This is a genomic window from Kineococcus esterisolvens (genome assembly GCF_050871405.1).
Classification (GTDB): Bacteria; Actinomycetota; Actinomycetes; order Actinomycetales; family Kineococcaceae; genus Kineococcus.
On the sequence record NZ_JBJLRI010000026.1, the window covers coordinates 29,432 to 49,422 of the forward strand.

Here is a 19,991-nt window from a genome sequence, read left to right on the forward strand (position 1 = left end):
GGCGCGTCCGGTGGGGCCGGCGCGCGAGGCGGGTGCGGGTCGGGTGCGGAGCGGGTGCCCACCGCGTGTGGAGCGGGTGCGCACCCCGTGCGCGCGGCGGGGAGCGGGCGCGCCTGCCCCTGGGCCCGGCGGCGGGCCGTTACCCTGAGCGGCATCATGCCTAGGTACAGCCTGTCGCAGGAGCACGCGCCCGTCCCGTCGCGGTGTGGTCGGGAGGCCCGGTGAACGCCGACCTCGTCGTCGTCGGGTCCGGCTTCTACGGACTGACCGTCGCGCGGCGGTGCGCCGAGGAGCTGGGCCTGAAGGTCCTCGTCCTGGAGCGCCGCTCCCACATCGGCGGCAACGCCTACTCCGAGGCGGAACCCACCACGGGCATCGAGGTGCACCGCTACGGCGCGCACCTGTTCCACACCTCCAACGAGCGGGTGTGGGAGTACTGCAACCGCTTCACGAGGTTCACGAACTACGTGCACCGCGTCTACTCGACGTACCGCGGTGAGGTCTACCCCATGCCGGTGAGCCTGGCGACGATCAACCAGTACTTCCGCAAGGCCATGTCCCCGTCGGAGGCGCGCGCGCTGGTGGCCGAGCAGGCCGGCGAGGTGGACACCGCGAGCGCCGACAACTTCGAGGACAAGGCGATCTCGCTGATCGGGCGCCCGCTGTACGAGGCGTTCTTCCGCGGCTACACCGCCAAGCAGTGGCAGACCGACCCGCGCGAGCTGCCCGGCGAGACCGTCACCCGGCTGCCCGTGCGCTACACGTACGACAACCGGTACTTCAACGACACGTACGAGGGCCTGCCGGTGGACGGCTACACCGCGTGGCTGGAGCGGATGGCCGACCACCCGAACGTCGAGGTGCGCCTGGGCACCGACTTCCTGCGCGCCGGGGAGTTCTCCAGGGACGCCGTCGTGGGGCAGGTGCCGGTCGTCTACACGGGCCCGGTGGACGAGTACTTCGGCAACGCCGAGGGCGAGCTGACGTGGCGCACGCTCGACTTCGAGCAGGAGGTGCTGCCGGTGGGCGACTTCCAGGGCACCCCGGTGATGAACTACGCCGACGAGGACGTGCCCTACACGCGCATCCACGAGTTCCGGCACTTCCACCCCGAGCGCGACTACACGCGTGAGGCGACCGTCGTGGTCAGGGAGTACTCCCGCTTCGCCGCCCGCGGCGACGAGCCGTACTACCCGGTGAACACCCCCGCGGACCGGCAGCGCCTGCTCGCCTACCGGGACCTGGCCAGGGGCGAGGACGGCGTGCTGTTCGGCGGCCGGCTGGGCACCTACAAGTACCTGGACATGCACATGGCGATCGGCGCCGCGCTGTCCACGGTGGACAACAAGCTCGCCCCGCACTTCGGCGGGAGCGCGAAGCTGACGAGCGGTGGGGTGGACGCGTGAGCACGACGCTGGTGGAGCTGCCCGGCGCGACCTGGCGCACCGTGCACCGGGTCGTCCTGCCCCTGGACCCCGACGCCGACGACCTGGCGCTGTACGTCGACCACGACTCGGCCGTCTCCACGCCCGGCGCCTCCGGTGGCCGTCCCGGCGACGACGCGGGCTCGCTGGGGGGCGCCACGGCCACCGAGTCCGGCCCGTCGGCGTTCGCGGTGCGCCACGAGGGCCGCAGCGAGAACGTCCGCGGGCGCCGCGGCCTGGTCGTGGACGCCCGCTCGCGCGTCTCGTTCGGCACGTACTTCAACGCCTTCCCGGCCAGCTACTGGCGCCGCTGGACCACCGCGAGCGCGGTGCGCCTGCGCGTGGAGCTGGCCGCGCCCGGCACCGTCACCGTCTACAAGTCGAACGCGCGCGGCCTGCGCCAGCGGGTGACCTCCAGCACCGTCCAGCCGGGGCGGCCGCTGGTGGCGGACCTGTCGCTGGCGACCTTCGGCGACGGCGGCTGGTACTGGTTCGACGTGGCCGCCGGCTCCGAGGAGACCGCGCTGGTCAGCGCGGAGTGGCAGGTCGCCGAGGAGGTCCCGCCGCCGGCGTCGACCCTGTCGATCGCCATCACGACCTTCAACCGCCCCGACTACTGCCTGGCGCTGCTGCGGGCGCTGGCCGGTGCCGAGGACGTGCGCGCGGTCCTGGACCACGTCTACGTCATGGACCAGGGCACGCAGCTCGTCGCCGACGAGCCCGGCTTCGCCGAGGTGGCCGCGGCGCTGGGCGATCAGCTGCGCGTCGTCCGCCAGGGCAACCTGGGCGGCTCGGGCGGCTTCTCGCGCGGCATGCGCGAGACGCTGCGCGAGGGCCGCAGCGACCACGTCCTGCTGCTGGACGACGACATCGTCGTGGAGCCGGAGGGCGTGCTGCGCGCCCTGCAGTTCGCGCAGGCCTGCCGCACGCCCACCGTGGTCGGCGGCCACATGTTCGACATGTTCGACCGCAGCGTCATGCACTCCTTCGGGGAGCGCATCGACAGGTACCGCTTCTTCTGGGGCTCGGTGCCCGGCGTGCAGGAGCGCCACGACCTGTCGGCGCAGAACCTGCGCTCGACGCCGTGGATGCACAAGCGCGTCGACGTGGACTACAACGGCTGGTGGATGTGCCTCGTCCCCGTGGCGGTGATCCGCGAGGTCGGCCTGTCCCTGCCGGTGTTCATCAAGTGGGACGACGCCGAGTACGGCCTGCGCGCCGCCGAGGCGGGCTTCCCGACCGTGAGCCTGCCCGGCGCGGCGGTCTGGCACGTGTCCTGGATCGACAAGGACGACGGCACCGACTGGCAGGCGTACTTCCACGAGCGCAACCGCCTGGTGGCCGCGCTGCTGCACTCGCCGTACCCGCGCGGCGGGCGCATCTTCCGCGAGAGCGTCTTCACCGACGTCAAGCACCTGATCTCGATGCAGTACTCCACCGAGGTGCTGCGCCTGATGGCGCTGCAGGACGTCCTCTCCGGCCCGGAGCACCTGCTGGCCACGCTGCCCACGCGCACCGCCGAGGTGCGCGCGGCCCGCAAGGAGTTCGTCGACGCCCGCGCCTCCACCGACGTGGACGCCTTCCCCGCGCCGCACCAGCGCAAGCCCCCGCGCAAGGGCAAGGAGCCGTCCTCGCCGAACCGCTACACGCTGCTGCCGTGGGCGGCGGCGGTGGTGGCCCGGCACCTGACGGCGCCCGACCCGGAGGCGCTGGCGCGGCCCGAGAAGCGGGTCGCGGCGATGGACTCCACGTGGTGGCGCCTGGCGCACTACGACTCCGCCGTGGTCTCCACGGCCGACGGCACGGCCGCCGCCTGGTACAAGCGCGACCCGCGCGCGTTCCGCGACCTGCTGCGCCGCAGCGCCGCCGCGCACCGGCAGTTGTGGGCCCGCTGGGACGAGCTCGCCACCGCCTACCGCGAGGCGATGCCGCGCTTCACCTCCCCGCAGGCGTGGGACGAGGTCTTCGACGCCAGCACCGTGCCCGGCGCTGCGGCGGTGCCGCAGCCGGATGCGCCCGCGGCCGGGGACGTCGCCCGCGTGAGCGCGGGAGAGGAGCGCTGAGCGGGGTGGTGGCGGGGTCGCCCGGGGCGGCCGGGTACCGCGCGGGCGACGACGGCCTCGAGGGCTTCACCGTCCCCGGCCGGGGACGGGGACTGCTCGACGTCCTCGAGCGGCGCTACCTGCTGAAGCTGCTGGTGCGCAAGGAGCTGCGGGTGCGGTACCAGGGCTCGTTCCTGGGGCTGCTGTGGAGCTACGTGAAGCCGGCCGTGCAGTTCGCCGTCTTCTACTTCGCGCTCGGCGTGTTCCTGCAGCAGAACGAGGCGATCCAGGACTACGCGGTCTACCTGTTCTCCGGGATCGTCGTCATCAACTTCTTCTCGGAGTCGTTCGGCAACGCCACCCGGGCGGTCACGGGGAACGCGGCGCTGGTCAAGAAGATCTACCTGCCGCGCGAGCTGTTCCCGGTGAGCTCCGCGTGGGTGGCGGCCGTGCACTTCCTGCCGCAGCTGGTGATCCTCCTGCTGGGCACGCTCGCGTCCGGCTGGCGCCCGACGGTGTGGCAGCTGCTGGCCGGTGTCCTGGGGTTCGTGGTCGTCGCGGTCCTGGCGACGGGCCTCGGGTTGTTCTTCGGGTCGATCAACGTCCTGTTCCGCGACTTCGAGAACATCGTCGACCTCATGCTGCTGGTGGTGACCTGGACCTCGCCGGTCCTGTACCAGTGGAGCCTCGTGCGGCAGGAGCTGCCCGGCTGGCTGTGGCAGGTCTACCAGCTGAACCCGGTGACCAGCGCCGTGGAGCTCTTCCACTACGCGTTCTGGTACGGCGCCACCCGCCCGGGGGCGGGACCCGCCGCGACGCTGCCGCCGCACCTGTTCTGGTACGGCGGGGTATCGCTCGTCGTGGCGCTCGTCGTCCTCGCGGTCGGGCAGTTCACCTTCCGGCGGCTCGAGGGCCGCTTCGCGCAGGAGCTGTGATGACCGGACCCACCGCCGCCGAGCCGCGCACCCGGACGAGCATCCGGGTCGAGGGCGTCGGCAAGCAGTTCCACCTGCGCCACGACCGCAGCCTGAAGAACCTCGTCGTCTCCGCCTTCCGCGGCAAGGACCTCGGCAACTCCTTCAACGCCCTCGAGGGCGTCGACCTGACCGTGCACGAGGGCGAGACCGTCGCCCTGCTGGGCCTGAACGGTTCCGGCAAGTCCACCCTGCTCAAGCTCATCTCGGGCGTCATGAGCCCGGACACCGGGCGGGTGCTGGTGCGCGGGCGCATCGCCGGGCTCATCGAGGTCGGTGCGGGCTTCCACCCCGACCTCACCGGCCGGGAGAACGTCTACCTCAACGCCGCGATCCTCGGCATGGACGAGGCCACCACCGCCCGGCGCTTCGACGACATCGTGGCGTTCAGCGAGATCGAGCGGTTCATCGACACCGAGGTGAAGTTCTACTCCTCCGGGATGTTCCTGCGCCTGGCGTTCGCCGTGGCCGTGCACACCGACCCGGAGATCTTCCTCATCGACGAGATCCTCGCGGTGGGCGACGCCCCGTTCCAGCAGAAGTGCCTGGCGCGGGTGCGCGAGCTGCGCGACGAGGGCCGCACCCTCGTCATCGTCAGCCACGACCTGGACATGGTCGAGAAGCTGTGCCAGCGCGGTGTCGTGCTGGAGCGCGGCCGCGTGATCGCCGACGGGGACATCCACTCAGCCGTGGGACGGCTGCGGACGTGAAGGGACCGATGGACGAGCAGCAGGGAGAGCGCCCGGTGGAGCAGGCCCGCGAGGCCGCCACCGCGGCGGGCGGGGCCGCGGGGGCGGGCGGGCTGCCCGAGGGCCCCGCGCCGACGACCGCGGAGCTGCGCCTGATGATCGCCGTGCAGCGGCGGCTGTCGCAGCCGGCCGTGGTGCGCACGGCGCAGCTGATGAGCCTGGCCGGCGAGCACGCCGCGGTCTGGATCGCCGCGGGCGCGCTCGGCGCCCTCGTCGACGCCCCGCGACGGCGGGAGTGGGCCGAGGCGACCGCCGCGGTCGTCGCCGCCCACGGCGCCAGCGTCGTCGTCAAGCGGTTCACCCGGCGGGTGCGGCCCGCGCACCCGGAGGTCCTCGTGCGTGCCGGCACGCCCAGCCGCTTCAGCCTGCCCAGTTCGCACGCCACCTCCACCGCGGCGGCGGCCGTCGCCTTCGGCCGCCTGGTCGGCCGCGGCCGGCTCGCGCCGCTGGTGCCGGCGATGGCGCTCTCGCGCATCGTGGTGGGCGTGCACTACCCGACCGACGTCGTCGCCGGCAGCGCCCTCGGCGCGACCGTCGCGGCGCTCGCTCCCCGCGCGCTGCGGCGGGTGGGCGCGTGAACGCGGTCGCCGGGCTCGTCAGGACCGCGCGGCCCCGCCAGTGGGTCAAGAACGTCCTCGTCGTCGCGCCCCTGCTGCCGGCGGGTGCCGCGCAGCTGGACGCGCACGCCTTCCTCGGCGCGGCGATCGCCTTCGCCGCGTTCTGCGTCGTGGCCAGCGCCGTCTACCTCGTCAACGACGCCAAGGACGTCGAGGCCGACCGCGCGCACCCCAAGAAGCGGTTCCGGCCCATCGCCGCGGGCGTGGTCTCGCCGGGCGCGGCCTACGCGACGGCGGTCGTGCTCTTCGCGGTCGGCCTCGCCGGCTCGGCGCTGTGGGACTGGGACCTGCTCGTGGTCATGGCCGTGTACGCCGCCATCCAGCTCGCCTACTGCTTCGGGATGAAGCACGAGCCGGTGGTGGAGCTGGCCAGCGTGGCGTCCGGGTTCCTGCTGCGCGCGTTGGCCGGTGGCGTGGCCGCCGGCATCCCGCTGTCGTCGTGGTTCCTGCTGACCACCGCGTTCGGCTCCCTGTTCATGGCCGCCGGCAAGCGCTACGCGGAGGCGCGCCAGGGGGAGGCCACGGGGCGTCAGGTCCGCAAGGTCGTGCAGAAGTACACCCAGACCTACCTGCGCTTCGTCTGGACGCTGTCCGCCACGGTCCTCGTCACCGCCTACTCGCTGTGGTCCTTCACCGTGCTCAACGAGTCCAGCCCGCGCTGGGCCGTGGTCTCGGTCGTGCCGTTCGTCCTGGCGGTGCTGCGCTACGGCGTCGACGTGGACCGCGGCCAGGCGGAGGAGCCGGAGGAGCTGGCGCTGCACGACCGGGTGCTGCTGGCCCTCGCCGTGACGTGGGTCGTCGTCCTGCTGCTGGCGGTGTACGCGTGAGCGGCCGCGAGGGCGTCGGGGGCGTGGGCGGCGCGGGTGCCGGCGCGGCGCTGCTGCGCCACCACCGGGTGCAGGAGGTCCTGCGCTTCCTGGTGACCGGCGGTGCGGCGTACCTCGTCGACGTCGCCGTCTTCAACCTGCTGCTGCTGGTGCTCGACGTGCCCTCGCTGTGGTCCAAGGTCGTCTCCAGCGTCGTCGCCATCGCGGTCGCCTTCCTCGGCAGCCGCTACTACACCTGGCGCGACCGCCGTTCGGAGCACCCGGGCCGCGAGTACGCGATGTTCCTGCTCCTCAGCGTGATCGCCGCGCTGCTGCAGGTGGCGTGCCTGTGGTTCTCCCGGCACGTGCTGGACCTGACCTCACCGCTGGCCGACAACATCTCCTCCAACGTGGTCGGCATGGCGATCGCGACGGTCTTCCGCTTCCTGACGTTCCGCTCGCTCGTCTTCCCCGACCGGTCGTGAGGGCGGCGGCCCGCCTCGCCCTGCGCTGGGCGCCGCTGGCTGCCGCCCTCACCTGGTCCGCGGTCGTCCTGGTGACGGGGGTGACCACCGAGGGCTGGCAGCGCGGCTACGACCTCGCGGTCTACCGGGACGGGGCGGCGGACCTGCTCGCCGGTCGCGACCCCTACGCCCGCACCACCGAGCGCGGGCACCACTTCGTCTACCCGCCGGTGGCGGCGGTCCTGTTCACGCCCCTGCTGCTGCTGCCGGTGGGTGTGGACCTGCTCGTGTGGGACGCGGTGCTCGTGCTGGCCCTCGTCGTGGGCGGGCGGCGGCTGCTGCGCGCCGCCGGCGTGCCCGAGGTGCTGGTCCCGGCGGCGCTCGCGCTGGTGGTGGTGAGCGACCCGTTCCGCGAGGCGCTGGTGCTGGGGCAGATCAGCCCCCTGGTGGTGCTGGCGCTGGTGGGCGGAGCGGCGCTGGCGGGCCGCTCACCGCGGGCGGGGGCGGTGCTGGCGGGGGCGGCCGCGGCGGTGAAGGTGACGCCGGCGCTGGTGCTGGTGCTGGCGGTGGGGCGGCCGTGGCGCCGGTTCGCGGTGGGGGTCGTGGCGGCGGGTGCCGCGCTGACCGCGGCGGGTGCGGTCGTCGCCCCCGCGTCCTGGCGCAGCTACTTCCTGGACCTGCTGTGGCGCTCGGGACGGGTGGCTCCGCCGCACACGACGAGCAACAACTCCCTGACCGGTGGTCTGGCCCACGCCGGCGTGCCCGCCGCCGTGGCCCCGGTCGCCGGGACGGTGCTGTCGGTGCTGCTCGTGGCGGCGGTGGCGGTCGCCCTGCTGCGCGCGGGGCCGTGGGGGGAGCCGGGCACGGAGGGACGGCTGCGCTGGGGGCTGGCGGTGAGCCTGCTGACGTGCCTGGTCAGTCCCGTGACGTGGAGCCACCACGTGCTGGCCGCGCCGCTGGCGGCGGTGGCGCTCGTGGCGGGTGCGGGTGCGGGCCGGGGGGCGCGCGCCGCGGCCGGGGTGGCGCTGGTGCCGTGGCTGCTGCCGGTGCTGCAGGCGGGGGCCTCCGCGGGCGGCGCGCCGGGGGTCCTGCTGGCGCAGACGCGCCCGCTGTCGACCCTGGTGCTGGTGGTGCTCCTGGTGCACGCGGGAACGGTGAGTCACGAGCGGGTCACGAGTGAGGACAAGAGCTTGACGGTCAGTGATAACTGACTGACGATCGGTGACTGTGCGACGTCGACGTCTCCTGCCCGCCGCCGTGAGCGCCGGCATCATCCTCTCCGCGCTCCCCGTGGGCGCCGCCCACGCGGCCCAGACGTACCCCGCCCCCGCCTCGGGCGCGTGGACGGTCACCGGGCGCGGCTACGGCCACGGCTGGGGGATGTCCCAGTGGGGCGCGCAGTCGCGGGCCGTCGCCGGTCAGGGGTACCGGCAGATCCTGGAGGCGTACTACCCGGGCACCACCGCCGCCACGCGCGCCGACCGCTCCGTGCGCGTGCAGCTGTCGCGCTTCTCCGGGCCCGAGGTGTTCCTCGAGACCCGCACCGCCGCGCCCCTGCGGGTCGGCGGCCGCAGCGTCCCGCAGGGGCAGCGCCTGCGCGTCACGTGGGACGGCACCGCCCTGGTGCTCACCGCGTTCCTGCCCGGCTGGCAGGAGGTGTGGAGCGAGCGCTGGACCAGCGTCCCCACCGTCACCGGCGCCGACGGCGTGTGGGTGGAGCGCCTCGACGGCTCCGGCAACCGCTACACCGGCACGATCTCCTTCCCGCTGAGCTCCCCGGTCACGCCCGTCAACACGCTCAGCCTCGAGAGCTACCTGCTGGGTGTCGTGCCGCGCGAGTCGCCCGCGTGGTTCGCGCCCGAGGCGCTCAAGGCCCAGGCGGTCGCGGCCCGCAGCTACGCGCTGGCCACCCTGCGCCCGGCGTCCTCCGGCTACGACATCTGCGACACCGAGGCGTGCCAGGTGTACCGGGGTGCCGCCTCCCGCACCGCCGACGGCACCGTCACCGACCTGCAGCCCGCCGCGACCACCGCTGCCGTGCGCGCCACGGCGGGGGAGATCCGCCAGTTCGACGGCGCCGCCGCCCTCACGCAGTTCTCCTCCAGCAACGGCGGCTGGTCCGTCACCGGCAGCAAGCCGTACCTGCGCGCCGCCGAGGACCCCTGGTCCTCGCCCGCCGGGAAGGTCCCCCAGGACACGGTGGCCGGCTGGACGGCCCAGCTGCCCGTGTCCGCCGTCGCCACCAGGTGCCCCGCCGGCGGGCAGCCGCGCGCCCTGTCGATCACCGGCCGCGACGGCAACGGCGAGTGGGGCGGGCGGATCACCGAGCTCGTCCTGCGCTGCACCACCGGCGACGCCACCCTCACCGGCGCCTCCGCAGCCCGCTTCGCGGGTGCCCTGCGCTCCAGCTGGTGGAGCGTCGTGCCCGGCGGCACCGACCAGGTCGACGCCCTGTGGAGGGCCCTCGGCGGCGCCGGCGGGGTGCTCGGCGCGCCCACCGGCCCGGTGTGGGCGCTGCCCCAGGTGGAGGGTTCCTACCAGCTCTTCCAGAACGGCTCGATCTACTGGTCCCCGCGCTCGGGTGCGCACGCCGTGCGCGGCGCGATCCGCGACGCCTGGGGCGGGCTGGGCTGGGAGTCCTCGGTCCTGGGGTTCCCCACGACCGAGGAGGGGGCCCTGGGCCTGCGCGGTGGCGTCGGCCAGCAGTTCCTCGGCGGCTCGCTCTACTGGTCCCCGGCCACCGGCGCCCACGAGGTCCACGGCGCGATCCGCGACCGCTGGATCGCGCTGGGCTGGGAGCGCGGCTGGCTGGGCTACCCGGTCTCCGACGAGCGCCGGCTGCCGGGCGGGGCGTACTCCCTCTTCGAGGGCGGCTCGGTCTACTGGTCCCCGGCCACCGGCGCGCACGCGGTGCGCGGCGCGATCCGCGACGCGTGGGCGGCGCAGGGCTGGGAGACCGGCCGGCTGGGCTACCCCACCTCCGACGAGTACGACGTGCCCGGCGGCAAGCGCAGCGACTTCCAGGGCGGCTCGATCACCTGGACCCCCGCCGGCGGTGCCGTGGTCGCCCTGCGCTGACCGCCGCCACCCCCCCACCCCCGGGGCGCCCACGCCCCGGGGCGCCCGCCCGCGCGGCGGTCCGGGACCGGCCGGGCCGTGGCCTACCCTCGGGTACCGGTCGGTCACCGTGGCCGGCGCTCGAGGTGGTGGGTGACGGGTGACGCAGGCGACGCGCGAGAACGACGACCTCTCGGACCGGACGGCCGGCGCCGTCGCGGCCCGGGTCCACACCCGTGACGCGGTGGTGCGCGGTGGTTTCCTGCGGCTCGGGCTCGTGCTCCTGGCCGGCACGGTCGTCGCCGGCCTCGTCAGCCTCGTCGTGCAGCGGGTGACGACCGCGCTCGTCCTGCGCGTGGCGGGGCAGGCCGCCGGCAGCGGCACGCCGGCCTTCTCCTCGCCCACCCCCTCGTACGCGGGCACCGCCGCGACGACCGCCCTGCTCGTCGCCGTGGTCGCCGCCGCCCTCGGCGTGTGCGTGCGGCGCCGCTGGTGGCGGGGCACGGAAGCCGTCGCCGTCGTGGTCGTCGCCGCGCTGGCGACGGTGCTGCTCGCCCTGCCGCTGGCGGGCACCCGCTTCTACCTCGGCGGCAACACCAACGACCAGGTGTTCCGCACCCAGTTCCTGGGGCGCCTCGCCGACGACTGGCGCCTGGCGGACATGAACTACGCCGACCTGCCCTCCTTCTACCCCGCGGGCTGGTTCTGGCTCGCCGGCCGCTTCGCGGACCTGACCGGCACGCCGGCGTGGGAGGCGTTCAAGCCCGCCGGGATCGCGACCTCCGCGATCGTCCCGGTGCTCGCGATGCTCGCCTGGTCGCGGCTGGTCGGCCCCCGCCGGGGCCTGCTCACCGGGCTGGCCACCACGGCCGTCGGCGTCTACCCGGCCCTGGCCGGTCCCTTCGTCGACGAGCCGTACTCGTGGTGCCTGGCCGCGTTCGTGCCCGTCGTGGCCGTCGTCGCCTGGCGCGCCTTCGGCGACGTGCCCGCCCGCGCCCGCGCCGCCGCCGCGGTCGCCGTCGGCGTCGCCCTGGGGCTGGGCGCGATGACGTACACCCTCTACGCCGGGTTCGCGGCGCTGCTGGTGGCCCTCGCGTGCGCGCTGCGCGCCGGGGCCGCCTGGCGCGCCGGGGCCGGTCCGGCCGCGCTGCGCACCCGGGTGCCCGCCCTGGTGCTCGCCGCCCTCGTCTCCGCCGCGCTCGCGCTCGTGGTGTGGGCCCCCTACGTCGTGGAGGTCCTCACCGGCGGCGGCGGCCGCGCCGCCGCGCAGCACTTCCTGCCGCTGATCTCCGCCCAGCTGCCCACGCCGATGCTCGCGCCCACGCCCTGGGGCGCCTTCCTGCTGCTGGGCACCCTGTGGCTGGTGCTCGCGGTGCGCCGCGACCCCGTCGCGCCCCCGCTGCTGCTCGTCGTCGCCGTCGCGTACCTGTGGTACCTGCTGTCCACGGCGGCCCTGCTCGCCCGCACCACGCTGCTCGCCTTCCGCATGGAGGCCGTGCTGGTGGAGACCACGGCCGTGGCCGGCGTCCTGGGCGCCGCCGCGCTGTGGCGCGCACTGCCCGGGGTGCTGACCCGCTCACCGCTGGGCGCCGGCCGGCTGCCCGAGGCGCGGGTCCTCACCGCGCTCGCCGGCGCGGCCGTGTTCGTCGTGCCCCTGCAGGCGACCGGCCAGAACCTCGCGCCCCAGATCACCAAGGCCTACACCGACTACACCGCCGACGGCACCAACGCCCTGGGGGAGAGCGACGAGAGCCTGGACGGCGCCTGGACCGACGACCTCGTCGCCGCCGTCGACGGTGCCGCGGCCGAGCAGGGTCTGACCCCCGACGAGGCGATCGTGCTCAGCACGTACTACGAGGTCTTCTCCTTCCGGCCCTACCGCGGCTTCCAGCAGATCACCCCGCACTACGCGAACCCGCTGTCCGACTACGACGCCCGCCGCGCGGAGGTGGAGTCGTGGGCCGCCGCCACCGGGCCCGCCGACCTGCTGCGGCGGATGGCGGACAGCCCCTTCGCGGCGCCCGACGTGCTCGTCCTGCGCCGGGCCGACGACGGGTACCAGGTGGGCCTGACCCGCGACACCTTCCCCGCCGAGCCGAACGTCGACTGGACGACGGTGACGTTCGACCCGGCGCTGTTCGAGGACGCGGCCTTCACGCTCACCGACGTCGGCCCGTTCGTCGTCGTCGGCGTGGACCCGGGCGCGACCGCCGCCGGCGGCTCCTCCACCACCGCGGCGGGCTGACGTCCTTGCGCTCCACCGCCCCCGCGCGGGGCCCCCTGCTCGTCCTGCTCCTCGCCGCCCTGGCGTGCCTGCTGTCCGTCGCGGTGCCCCTGGCGCCCGTCGTCGTCAGCACGCCGGAGGTGAGCTGGCCGCGGGCCGGGGAGCCCGCCACCTCCACCACGGCGATGTTCATGCCGTACCGGCCGCTGGACGTCACCGCCGAGGTGCCGTGCGCGACCGTCGCGTCCGTCGCCGCGGACACCGCTCCCGGCGAGCGCGCCGTGCTCGTCGCCACCGCCCCGGCGGGTTCCGCCCGCGGGCGCGAGAGGTCCCTGAGCGTCGAGGTCGCCGACGGGCGGGTGCTCGTGCGCTCCTCCGGGCGCGAGCTGCTCGACGTGGCCGCCGGCGACGCGCTCCCGGGCGGTCCCGGCTGCGCGCTGCGGGTGAGCGCCGCGCAGGACGGCACCGTCGTCACCGCCGGGCAGCAGCAGCTGGCGTCCGCGCCGGACCTGCCCGTGCCGGAGGTCACCGCCTTCGCCACCGACGTCACCGGTGCCCTGGCCGCCGCCGGCGCGGCGCCGACGGTGCTGGCCCACCCCGACGCCCGCTTCGAGAGCCGCCCCGGTGCGCTCAAGCTCGCCGTCCTGGGGGCCCACGCGCTGCTGGTGCTGGGCTGCCTGCTCACCCTCGTGCTCGCCGGCCGGGGCGGGCCGCGCGCGCCGCGACCCGCCCGGCTCGGCCCGGCCGCGCCGCGCTGGTGGCGCCGCGGCGCGGCCGGCGCCTGCGACGCGGCCGTCGCGGCGGCACTGGTGCTGTGGGCCGGCGTCGGCCCGCTGCACACCGACGACTTCTACTACGTGCTGGAGGCGCGCAGCGTCGAGCTGACCGGGACCGTCGGCAACGTCGTGCGCTACTTCTCCGTCCCGGAGATCCCCTTCACGCTGCAGCAGCTGCTGCTGTCCGCGGTGGTGCAGGTGTCCGCGGCGCCGTGGGCGGTGCGGCTGCCCGCGGCGCTGTGCGGGATCGGCACCTGGCTGCTGCTGACGCGGGTGGTGCTGCCGCGCCTGGTGCAGGACCCGCCGCTGTGGACCCGGCCGCTGGCCGCGGTGGTCCTGCTGGCCTGGTGGTGGCCGTTCAACACCTCCGCCCGCCCCGAGAGCCTGGTCGTGCTCGTCTCCACCGCCACGCTCGCCCTGGTGCTGGAGGCGGTGGCCCGCCGGCGGGTGTGGCTGCTCGGGCCGGCCGCCGCCACCGCGGGTGCCGGGGTGGCGGTGACGGCCTCCGGCCTGCTGTCCGCCGCGCTGCTGCTGGTGCTGGCGCCGCGGTGGTGGCCGCTGCTGCGCGAGAGCCGCCTGGGCGCGCTGCCCACCGCGGGCCTGCTGCTGGCGTGCGCCAGCGTCGCCTCGCCGCTGGTCTTCGCCGACGCGAGCCTGGCCGCCGCCCTGACCGCGCTGCGCGTGCACGACGAGGTGGGCCCCAACCTGTCGTGGTGGCAGGAGGCCGAGCGCTACGCCGCCCTGACGGTCGGGGTGGACCCCAACCAGCGCACCTACGCCCGCCAGGTGGTCGTGCTGCTGACGATCGTGCTGCTCGTGGGCGTCACCGCGGCGCTGCTGCGCGCCACCCGCGCGCGCGGACCGCGGGTCTCCTGGGTGGTGCCGGCCGCGGCCGCCTTCAGCGGGTTCGCCGTCCTGGCGCTGTCGCCGACGAAGTGGTCCCACCACTTCGGCGCCCTGGCGGGGGTGGGCACGCTGCTCGCCGTCGCCGGCGCCGCGGTCCTGGTGCGCCGGCGGCCCACCCGCTGGGCGCTGCTGGCCCTGTGGGGCGTCCTCGTCGCCGTGGCGGGCGCCGCGTTCCACGGTCCCGACGCGCAGGTGGAGTACTCCGCCTACGGCGTCGACACCGAGCTGCCGGCGCTGCTGGGCCAGCCGCTGCTGTGGGCGGCGCTGTCGGCGGCGGTGGTGCTGCCCGTCCTGGTGCGCCGTCGCCGCGCCCGGGCGGCGGCGCCCGGGGGGGAGCGCGACGTGTGGCCGGAGCTGGTCGTGGCCGCGGTCGCGGTCGTGCTGGCGGGGTCGGTGCTGGTGCAGGCGGGCAGCGTCGCCGTCGCCGCGCACCGGCTGCGCGGGTCCTGGTCGGTGGCCTCCGACGCCCTGCCCGCCCTGACGGGGTCCTCCTGCGGCTTCGCCGACGCGGCGGTCGCCCTGACGGGTCAGCGCACCCTGGACCCCACCACCGCTCCCGGCGGCCCCGCCGCGGCCGACGCGCCCGGCGGCACCGCCCCCGCGGCGGACGGGGAGCAGACGGCCGGGCTGCTGGGCACCGCCCCCGACGGGGTGGGCGTCTGGTCCGGCGTGCCGGGCGCGGAGGTCAGCACGCCGTGGCTCTCCCTGGGCGAGCGCAGCGCCTCCGACACCCTGGCCCTCGACGTGCTGGGTGCTCCCGCCGCGGTGACCGTCGAGTTCACCGACGCCGCCGGCGCGCTGCTGCCGGTGCCGGCGGTGCTGCCCGCCGGGGACGGCTGGCGCCGCGTGGGTTTCGGCCCGGTCGCCGACGCCCCGCCGGGAGCCGTCGCGGTGCGGGTGCGGCTGCGGACCGACGAGGCGGCGGGGACGGGGCAGGCGCCCGTCCCCGCGGTCACCGACGTGTACCGGCGCACCGGGCAGACCGTCTCCGAGGTCGTGCCCCCCGGCACGCACGTCCTGCTGGACTGGCCGATCGGCCTGCACCTGCCCTGCTACGAGCCGCCCGTCGTGGCGGGCGGGCTGGTCGAGCCGGTGCGGTGGATGGTGCGCAGCGCCACCTTCGAGTCCACCCCGCCGCTGGCCCTCATCGACGGCGGCGGTTCCTACGCCACCCTGCCGGAGGTGGCCACCCTGACGCCCTACCGGGGGTTCCTGCCCGGTGCGCCGTACCGGGAGTGGGGGGACCTGGTGCTCGTGGAGTACGAGCTGCCCCCCGGCGACTACGACGTCGGCGCGGGCGAGCGCACCGTGCCCGGCTGGCGCTGGTGGGACGGCGCGGGTCCGGGGCCCAGCCCGCAGAGCGTCCTGGACGGCGCCGCGGACGGCTGACGGGCCTCAGCCGCGCGTGACCCGGCCCGTCGCGGCGTCCCACACCAGGGAGCCGTTCTCGAAGTCGCTGCGCTTGCCGCCGGGCACGTCGTACTCGTCGCTGACGGGGAACCCCAGCGGCCCCGCCTCCCAGCCGGTGTCGCCCCACGCCGACTGGATCGCCCCGCTCACCACGTGCGCGCCGGTGGCGGGGGAGAAGTAGATCGAGCCGCCGAGGAAGTGGTTGTAGGCGCCCCGGCCGCCGGGGGTGGGGACCTCGTCGGTGGTGGGCGGGCCCAGTGGGCCGTCGGCCCCGCCGGTGGCCAGCCACTTCTCCCGGATCGCCCCGCGCACCTCGTGCTCGACCGGCACCGGGCCGTCGACGACGTCCAGGGTCCCGTCCGGGAGGCGCTGCAGCGTGGCGATGCCCAGCCGACGCGGGTGCGGCTGCTGCCCGCCGAGGTTCTCGCCGAGCCGGAAGGAGGCGTGGGCCAGGCGCAGGGTGCCGGAGGTGTCGACGAACCCGTTGGACCCGCCGGGTCCCTGGACCGTGCCCTGGCTGGCGAGCAGCGGGGAGTCGGGTTCGGGGCGGTCGCACGGCGCGGTCGGCCCGGCGGGGCACACCGCGTACCCGCTGGCGTAGTTGCTGCGGCCGCTGGCGTCCAGCACCCCGGAGTAGTTCGCCGAGTAGAACAGGTACGTCGTGCCCTCGAAGGTCACCATCGACGGGTTCTCGATCGTGCTGCCCTCCCAGGCCGCGGCCCGGTTCGTCTCCAGCAGCGTCACGGGTGCGGCACCGGGCAGCGGGAGCCCGTCGTCGCCGACCTCGACGGCCTGGATCGAGGACTCGCGCACGTCGAGCTTCCCCGCGGCCTTCCACAGCAGGTACCGCCGGCTCGTGGCCGGGTCGGTGTAGGGGCTGGGGTCGATGGACCCCTGCGGATCGCGCTCGGCGGGCTGGCACTGGACCGGCGCGTCGCCGCTGACGTCGCGGAACGGGCCCAGCGGTGAGGTGGCCGTGGCCAGCGTCAGGCAGAAGCGGTCCGGGGCCACCCGCACCGCCGAGTACGCGAACCAGGTGCCCTGGGCCGTCCCCACGCCCGGCGCCCAGTAGTCGCGGTCGATCCACGGGCCCTGCTGGTGCGGCAGGCCCCAGCTCGCGTCGCGCACCAGGGCGTCGTTGGTGTCGTACGTGGCCCACGCGCCCATGCCCGCCTCACGGATCTCCTCGGGGATCCGCTCGTCCGCGAACACGTCGTAGCCCGGTGCCCCCGGCGGCCCGTCGTCGCTGTAACGGGGCCGCACCGTCCAGGTCTGCAGGTCGGTGCTCGTCAGCACCGGCAGGTACCGCCCGCCCACCGGCGAGGCGTACGCGTAGTACGTGCCCTCGTGGACGACGACGGCGGGGTCGCCGAAGTCGCCGGTCCACGTGGTGCCCGGCTCGAACCAGCTCTCCAGCGGTGGCCCGCCGCTGCCGCCGGCCGCGGCGCCCGCCTGGTCGGGGCCGGCGGCAGCGGCCGGCGGCGTCCCGCTCCCCGCGCCGGTGGAGCCGCCGTCCGGCCCCGTCGGCGCGCCGCCGGTGCAGGAGGTGAGCGCGGCGCTGAGCGCTGCTGCGAGCAGGGCGCACCGGGCGGGCCGGCGACGACGGTTCGGCACGCGTCCAGGATCGCAGGCGCGCGCGGTGAGCGCCGGACGAGCGAGGGCCCCGCCACCCCGGGGTGCCGGGGGAGCGGGGCCCTCGCCCGTGCGCTGCGCTCAGCGGTGGGTGAGCGGTGGGTCAGCGGTGGGTGACGACCGCCCCGCGCGCCGGGGTCCAGGTGATCGAGCCGCCCTGGAAGTCGCTGCGCTTGCCGCCGGCCACGTCGTACTCGCCGGAGGTGGGGTAGCCCAGCCGGCCGGTCTCCCAGCCCTGGCGCGCCCACGCGTCGCGGATCGCGCCGCGCACCACGTGCGTGCCCGAGGCGGGGGAGAAGTAGATCGAGCCCCCCTGGAAGTGGGTGAACGCCCCGCCGCCGCGCAGCGCCTGCTCGCCGGTCGTGGGGTAGCCGAGGAAGCCGTTCTCCCAGCCGACGGTGGCCCACTTGTCGCGGATCAGGCCCTTGACGACGTGGGCTCCGGTGGCCGGGGAGAAGTAGATCGAGCCGCCCTGGAAGTGGTTGAACGCCCCGCCGCGCAGCGCGGTCTCGTCGTTCACCGGGAAGCCGAGGGAGGAGTTCTCCCAGCCGATCGACGCCCAGCGGTCGCGGATCAGCCCGCGCACGACGTGCGAGCCGGTCGCCGGGGAGAAGTACACCGACCCGCCCTGGAAGTGCTGGAAGTAGCCGGGCTTCACCGGGGTGGGCAGGATCGCCGAGGTGGGGGAGCCCAGGACGCCGGAGGCCCCGCCCACGGAGCTCCACTTGGTCGCGATGTCGGGCGTCGCCGCGACGGGGGCGCCCTCCACGCGCAGCGTGCCGTCGCCGTTGCGCACCAGCGTCGCGATGCTCATGCGGCGCGGGTGCGGCACGGGGCCGCCGACGTTCTCGCCGAGGCGGAACGTGGCGTACGCCATCCGCAGCTTCCCGTTCGCGTCGACGAAGCCCGACGACCCGCCCGGGCCCTGCGCCGTCCCGGCGCTGGCCAGCAGCGGCACGGACGAGACGCGGTGGCACGCCGCCAGCGGCCCCGACGGGCAGACGGCGTACCCGGAGGCGTAGCTGCTGTGGCCCTGCGCGTCCAGCGGGTCGGACAGGTTGCCCGAGTAGAACAGGTACGTCGTGCCGGCGAAGGACACCATCGACGGGTTCTCGATGGTGTCGCCCTCCCAGGAGTTCGGGGCGGTCTCCAGCAGCTTCACGACCGGTGCGCCCGCCTTGGGGAACCCGTTGGCGGCCAGCTCCACCGCCTTGATCGAGGACGGGTGGGAGTCGATCTTCCCGGAGGACTTCCACAGCAGGTAGTTCTTGCCGGTGGCCGCGTCGTGGTACGGCATCGGGTCGATCGACCCGCCCGGGTTCACGTTGGCGTCCTCGCACTGGATGGGCCCGCCGCCGCTGATGTCGCGGAACGGCCCCAGCGGGGAGGACGACGAGGCGACCGTGAGGCAGAACCGGGAGGGGGAGACGCGCACCGGCGAGTACGCGAACCACGTCGAGCCGATGCTGAACACGCCCGGTGCCCAGTAGTCGCGGTCGATCCACGGGCCCTGCTGGTGGACCAGGCCCCACGACGCCGGGCGCACCAGCGCGTCGTTGGTGTCGTACTTGCCCCAGTCGTCCAGGGCAGCGGCCTTGATCTCCGCGGGGATCTTCGGGTCGGCGGCCACGGAGTAACCGCGCCGGCCGGGCGGGCCGTCGTCGGAGTAGCGCGCGCGGACCTTCCAGGTCACCAGGTCGGTGCTGGTCAGCACGGGCAGCACGCGGCCGCCCACCGGCGAGGCGTAGGCGTAGTAGGTGCTGCCGACGCGCACCACGGTGGGGTCGCCGAAGTCGCCGGTCCAGGTGGCGCCCGGCTGGAACCACGTGGGCTCGGCGGCCGCAGCGGTGTCCAGCGCGGGGGACAGCGCGCAGGCCGCCAGACCTGCGGTCACGCCGGCGGCGAGGCCGGTGACGAGCCGGCGAAGTCGGGACGTGGGACGCACAGGTACCTCCGGATCGGGTGCGCGAGAGCCTCGTGCGGGGTATCGGCAGGTCCACGGCCGACCTTGAGCGGGCCCGCGGGCATCCTGCGCGACGCGGCGCCGTGATCGGCGGCGCGGGACGTGACGGATGCGTCACACCCCCGCCCGCTGCGGCGGACGGGGGTGCGAGGGGCGCCGCGCGGCGGGCGGTGGGTCGGCGGTGGGTCAGCGGTGGGTGACGACCGCCCCGCGCGCCGGGGTCCAGGTGATCGAGCCGCCCTGGAAGTCGCTGCGCTTGCCGCCGGCCACGTCGTACTCGTCGGAGGTGGGGTAGCCCAGCCGGCCGGTCTCCCAGCCCTGGCGCGCCCACGCGTCGCGGATCGCGCCGCGCACCACGTGCGTGCCCGAGGCGGGGGAGAAGTAGATCGAGCCGCCCTGGAAGTGGGTGAACGCCCCGCCGCGCAACGGCTGCTCGTCGGTCGTGGGGTAGCCGAGGAAGCCGGTCTCCCAGCCCAGCGAGGCCCACTTGTCGCGGATCAGGCCCCTGACGGCGCGCGCGCCCGTGCGCGGCGACCAGTAGATCGAGCCGCCCTCGAAGTGGTTGAACGCCCCGCCCGGCAGGGCGATCTCGTCCGTCACCGGGAAGCCCAGGAAGGAGCCCTCCCAGCCCATCGACTTCCACCTGTCGCGGATCAGGCCCTTGACCACGTGGGCGCCGGTCGCCGGCAGGAAGTAGATCGAGCCCACCTCGTAGTGCCGGTAGCGGCCCCCGCTCTTCGCGGGCCCCTCGACGCTCGTCGGAGCACCCAGCACGCCGGCACCGACCGCCGCGTACTTCGCGGCGACCTCCGACACGGCTCCGCCGGAGCCCGTGATCTGGGCGACGCGGGTGCGGATGCTGTCCATCTTGGCGAAGCCGGCGTTGCCGGGGCAGGCGGTGTAGCCGACGTCGCGGTGGGCGTTGATGGTGCGCAGGGTGACGCTGG

Annotated in this window: 14 protein-coding genes; 11 read left to right on the plus strand and 3 right to left on the minus strand. The window is 75.3% G+C overall.

Annotation, left to right across the window (positions count from 1 at the left end; all coding sequences use genetic code 11):
- Nucleotides 1-221 precede the first annotated feature (221 nt).
- The 11 genes from glf (at nt 222) to ACRYR8_RS10515 (ending at nt 15,428) form a co-directional block, all read left to right on the plus strand.
- Nucleotides 222-1,406 carry a UDP-galactopyranose mutase gene (gene glf / locus ACRYR8_RS10465; protein WP_432483828.1) on the plus strand — a complete coding sequence of 395 codons (1,185 nt, stop codon included), beginning with the start codon at nt 222-224 and terminating at the stop codon, nt 1,404-1,406.
- The gene (locus ACRYR8_RS10470) at nt 1,403-3,487 is read left to right on the plus strand and encodes a glycosyltransferase (RefSeq protein WP_432483826.1); all 2,085 of its coding nucleotides are present in this window, start codon (nt 1,403-1,405) and stop codon (nt 3,485-3,487) included. The genes glf and ACRYR8_RS10470 overlap by 4 nt, the downstream gene beginning before the upstream one ends.
- Before the next feature lie 8 nt (nt 3,488-3,495).
- Nucleotides 3,496-4,401: an ABC transporter permease gene (locus tag ACRYR8_RS10475; protein WP_432483824.1), complete on the plus strand. Its 906-nt coding sequence runs from the start codon at nt 3,496-3,498 to the stop codon at nt 4,399-4,401.
- Complete coding sequence (locus tag ACRYR8_RS10480) at nt 4,401-5,150, plus strand: ABC transporter ATP-binding protein (RefSeq protein ID WP_432483822.1); 750 nt, start codon at nt 4,401-4,403, stop codon at nt 5,148-5,150. Before ACRYR8_RS10475 ends, ACRYR8_RS10480 begins: the two co-directional genes overlap by 1 nt.
- 8 nt (nt 5,151-5,158) lie before the next feature.
- Nucleotides 5,159-5,767 (plus strand): phosphatase PAP2 family protein, encoded by a 609-nt coding sequence (locus ACRYR8_RS10485; RefSeq protein ID WP_432483820.1) that lies wholly within the window; start codon nt 5,159-5,161, stop codon nt 5,765-5,767.
- Nucleotides 5,764-6,633, plus strand: a complete 870-nt coding sequence (locus ACRYR8_RS10490; RefSeq protein WP_432483818.1) for a decaprenyl-phosphate phosphoribosyltransferase — start codon at nt 5,764-5,766, stop codon at nt 6,631-6,633. The genes ACRYR8_RS10485 and ACRYR8_RS10490 overlap by 4 nt, the downstream gene beginning before the upstream one ends.
- Complete coding sequence (locus tag ACRYR8_RS10495; RefSeq protein WP_432483816.1) at nt 6,630-7,097, plus strand: GtrA family protein; 468 nt, start codon at nt 6,630-6,632, stop codon at nt 7,095-7,097. The genes ACRYR8_RS10490 and ACRYR8_RS10495 overlap by 4 nt, the downstream gene beginning before the upstream one ends.
- Nucleotides 7,094-8,287: a glycosyltransferase family 87 protein gene (locus tag ACRYR8_RS10500; RefSeq protein ID WP_432483814.1), complete on the plus strand. Its 1,194-nt coding sequence runs from the start codon at nt 7,094-7,096 to the stop codon at nt 8,285-8,287. The genes ACRYR8_RS10495 and ACRYR8_RS10500 overlap by 4 nt, the downstream gene beginning before the upstream one ends.
- 46 nt (nt 8,288-8,333) lie before the next feature.
- A complete protein-coding gene (locus tag ACRYR8_RS10505) occupies nt 8,334-10,154 on the plus strand; it encodes a SpoIID/LytB domain-containing protein (protein ID WP_432484413.1) in 1,821 nt (606 codons plus the stop codon).
- 139 nt (nt 10,155-10,293) lie between these two features.
- Entirely contained in the window at nt 10,294-12,378 is a 2,085-nt protein-coding gene (locus tag ACRYR8_RS10510) for an arabinofuranosyltransferase (RefSeq protein WP_432483810.1), read from the plus strand.
- Nucleotides 12,379-12,383: 5 nt separating this feature from the next.
- Nucleotides 12,384-15,428, plus strand: coding sequence for an arabinosyltransferase domain-containing protein (locus ACRYR8_RS10515; protein WP_432483808.1), 3,045 nt, complete (start codon nt 12,384-12,386; stop codon nt 15,426-15,428).
- Nucleotides 15,429-15,434: 6 nt separating this feature from the next.
- Here ACRYR8_RS10515 and ACRYR8_RS10520 read toward each other — a convergent pair whose 3' ends face one another.
- The 3 genes from ACRYR8_RS10520 to ACRYR8_RS10530 all read right to left on the minus strand — a co-directional run.
- Complete coding sequence (locus tag ACRYR8_RS10520) at nt 15,435-17,063, minus strand: family 43 glycosylhydrolase (RefSeq protein WP_432483806.1); 1,629 nt, start codon at nt 17,061-17,063, stop codon at nt 15,435-15,437.
- A gap of 121 nt (nt 17,064-17,184) precedes the next feature.
- On the minus strand, nt 17,185-19,026 hold the full coding sequence (locus ACRYR8_RS10525) for a family 43 glycosylhydrolase (protein ID WP_432483804.1): 1,842 nt from the start codon (nt 19,024-19,026) through the stop codon (nt 17,185-17,187).
- A 204-nt stretch (nt 19,027-19,230) separates the two neighbouring features.
- A partial coding sequence (locus tag ACRYR8_RS10530) for an LGFP repeat-containing protein (RefSeq protein ID WP_432484416.1) occupies nt 19,231-19,991 on the minus strand: 761 nt, incomplete at its 5' end.

Coding starts and splice junctions, on each gene's coding strand:
- ACRYR8_RS10480 (WP_432483822.1), top strand. CDS start 4,401: ATGACCGGACCCACCGCCGCCGAGCCGCGCACCCGGACGAGCATCCGG.
- ACRYR8_RS10485 (WP_432483820.1), top strand. CDS start 5,159: ATGGACGAGCAGCAGGGAGAGCGCCCGGTGGAGCAGGCCCGCGAGGCC.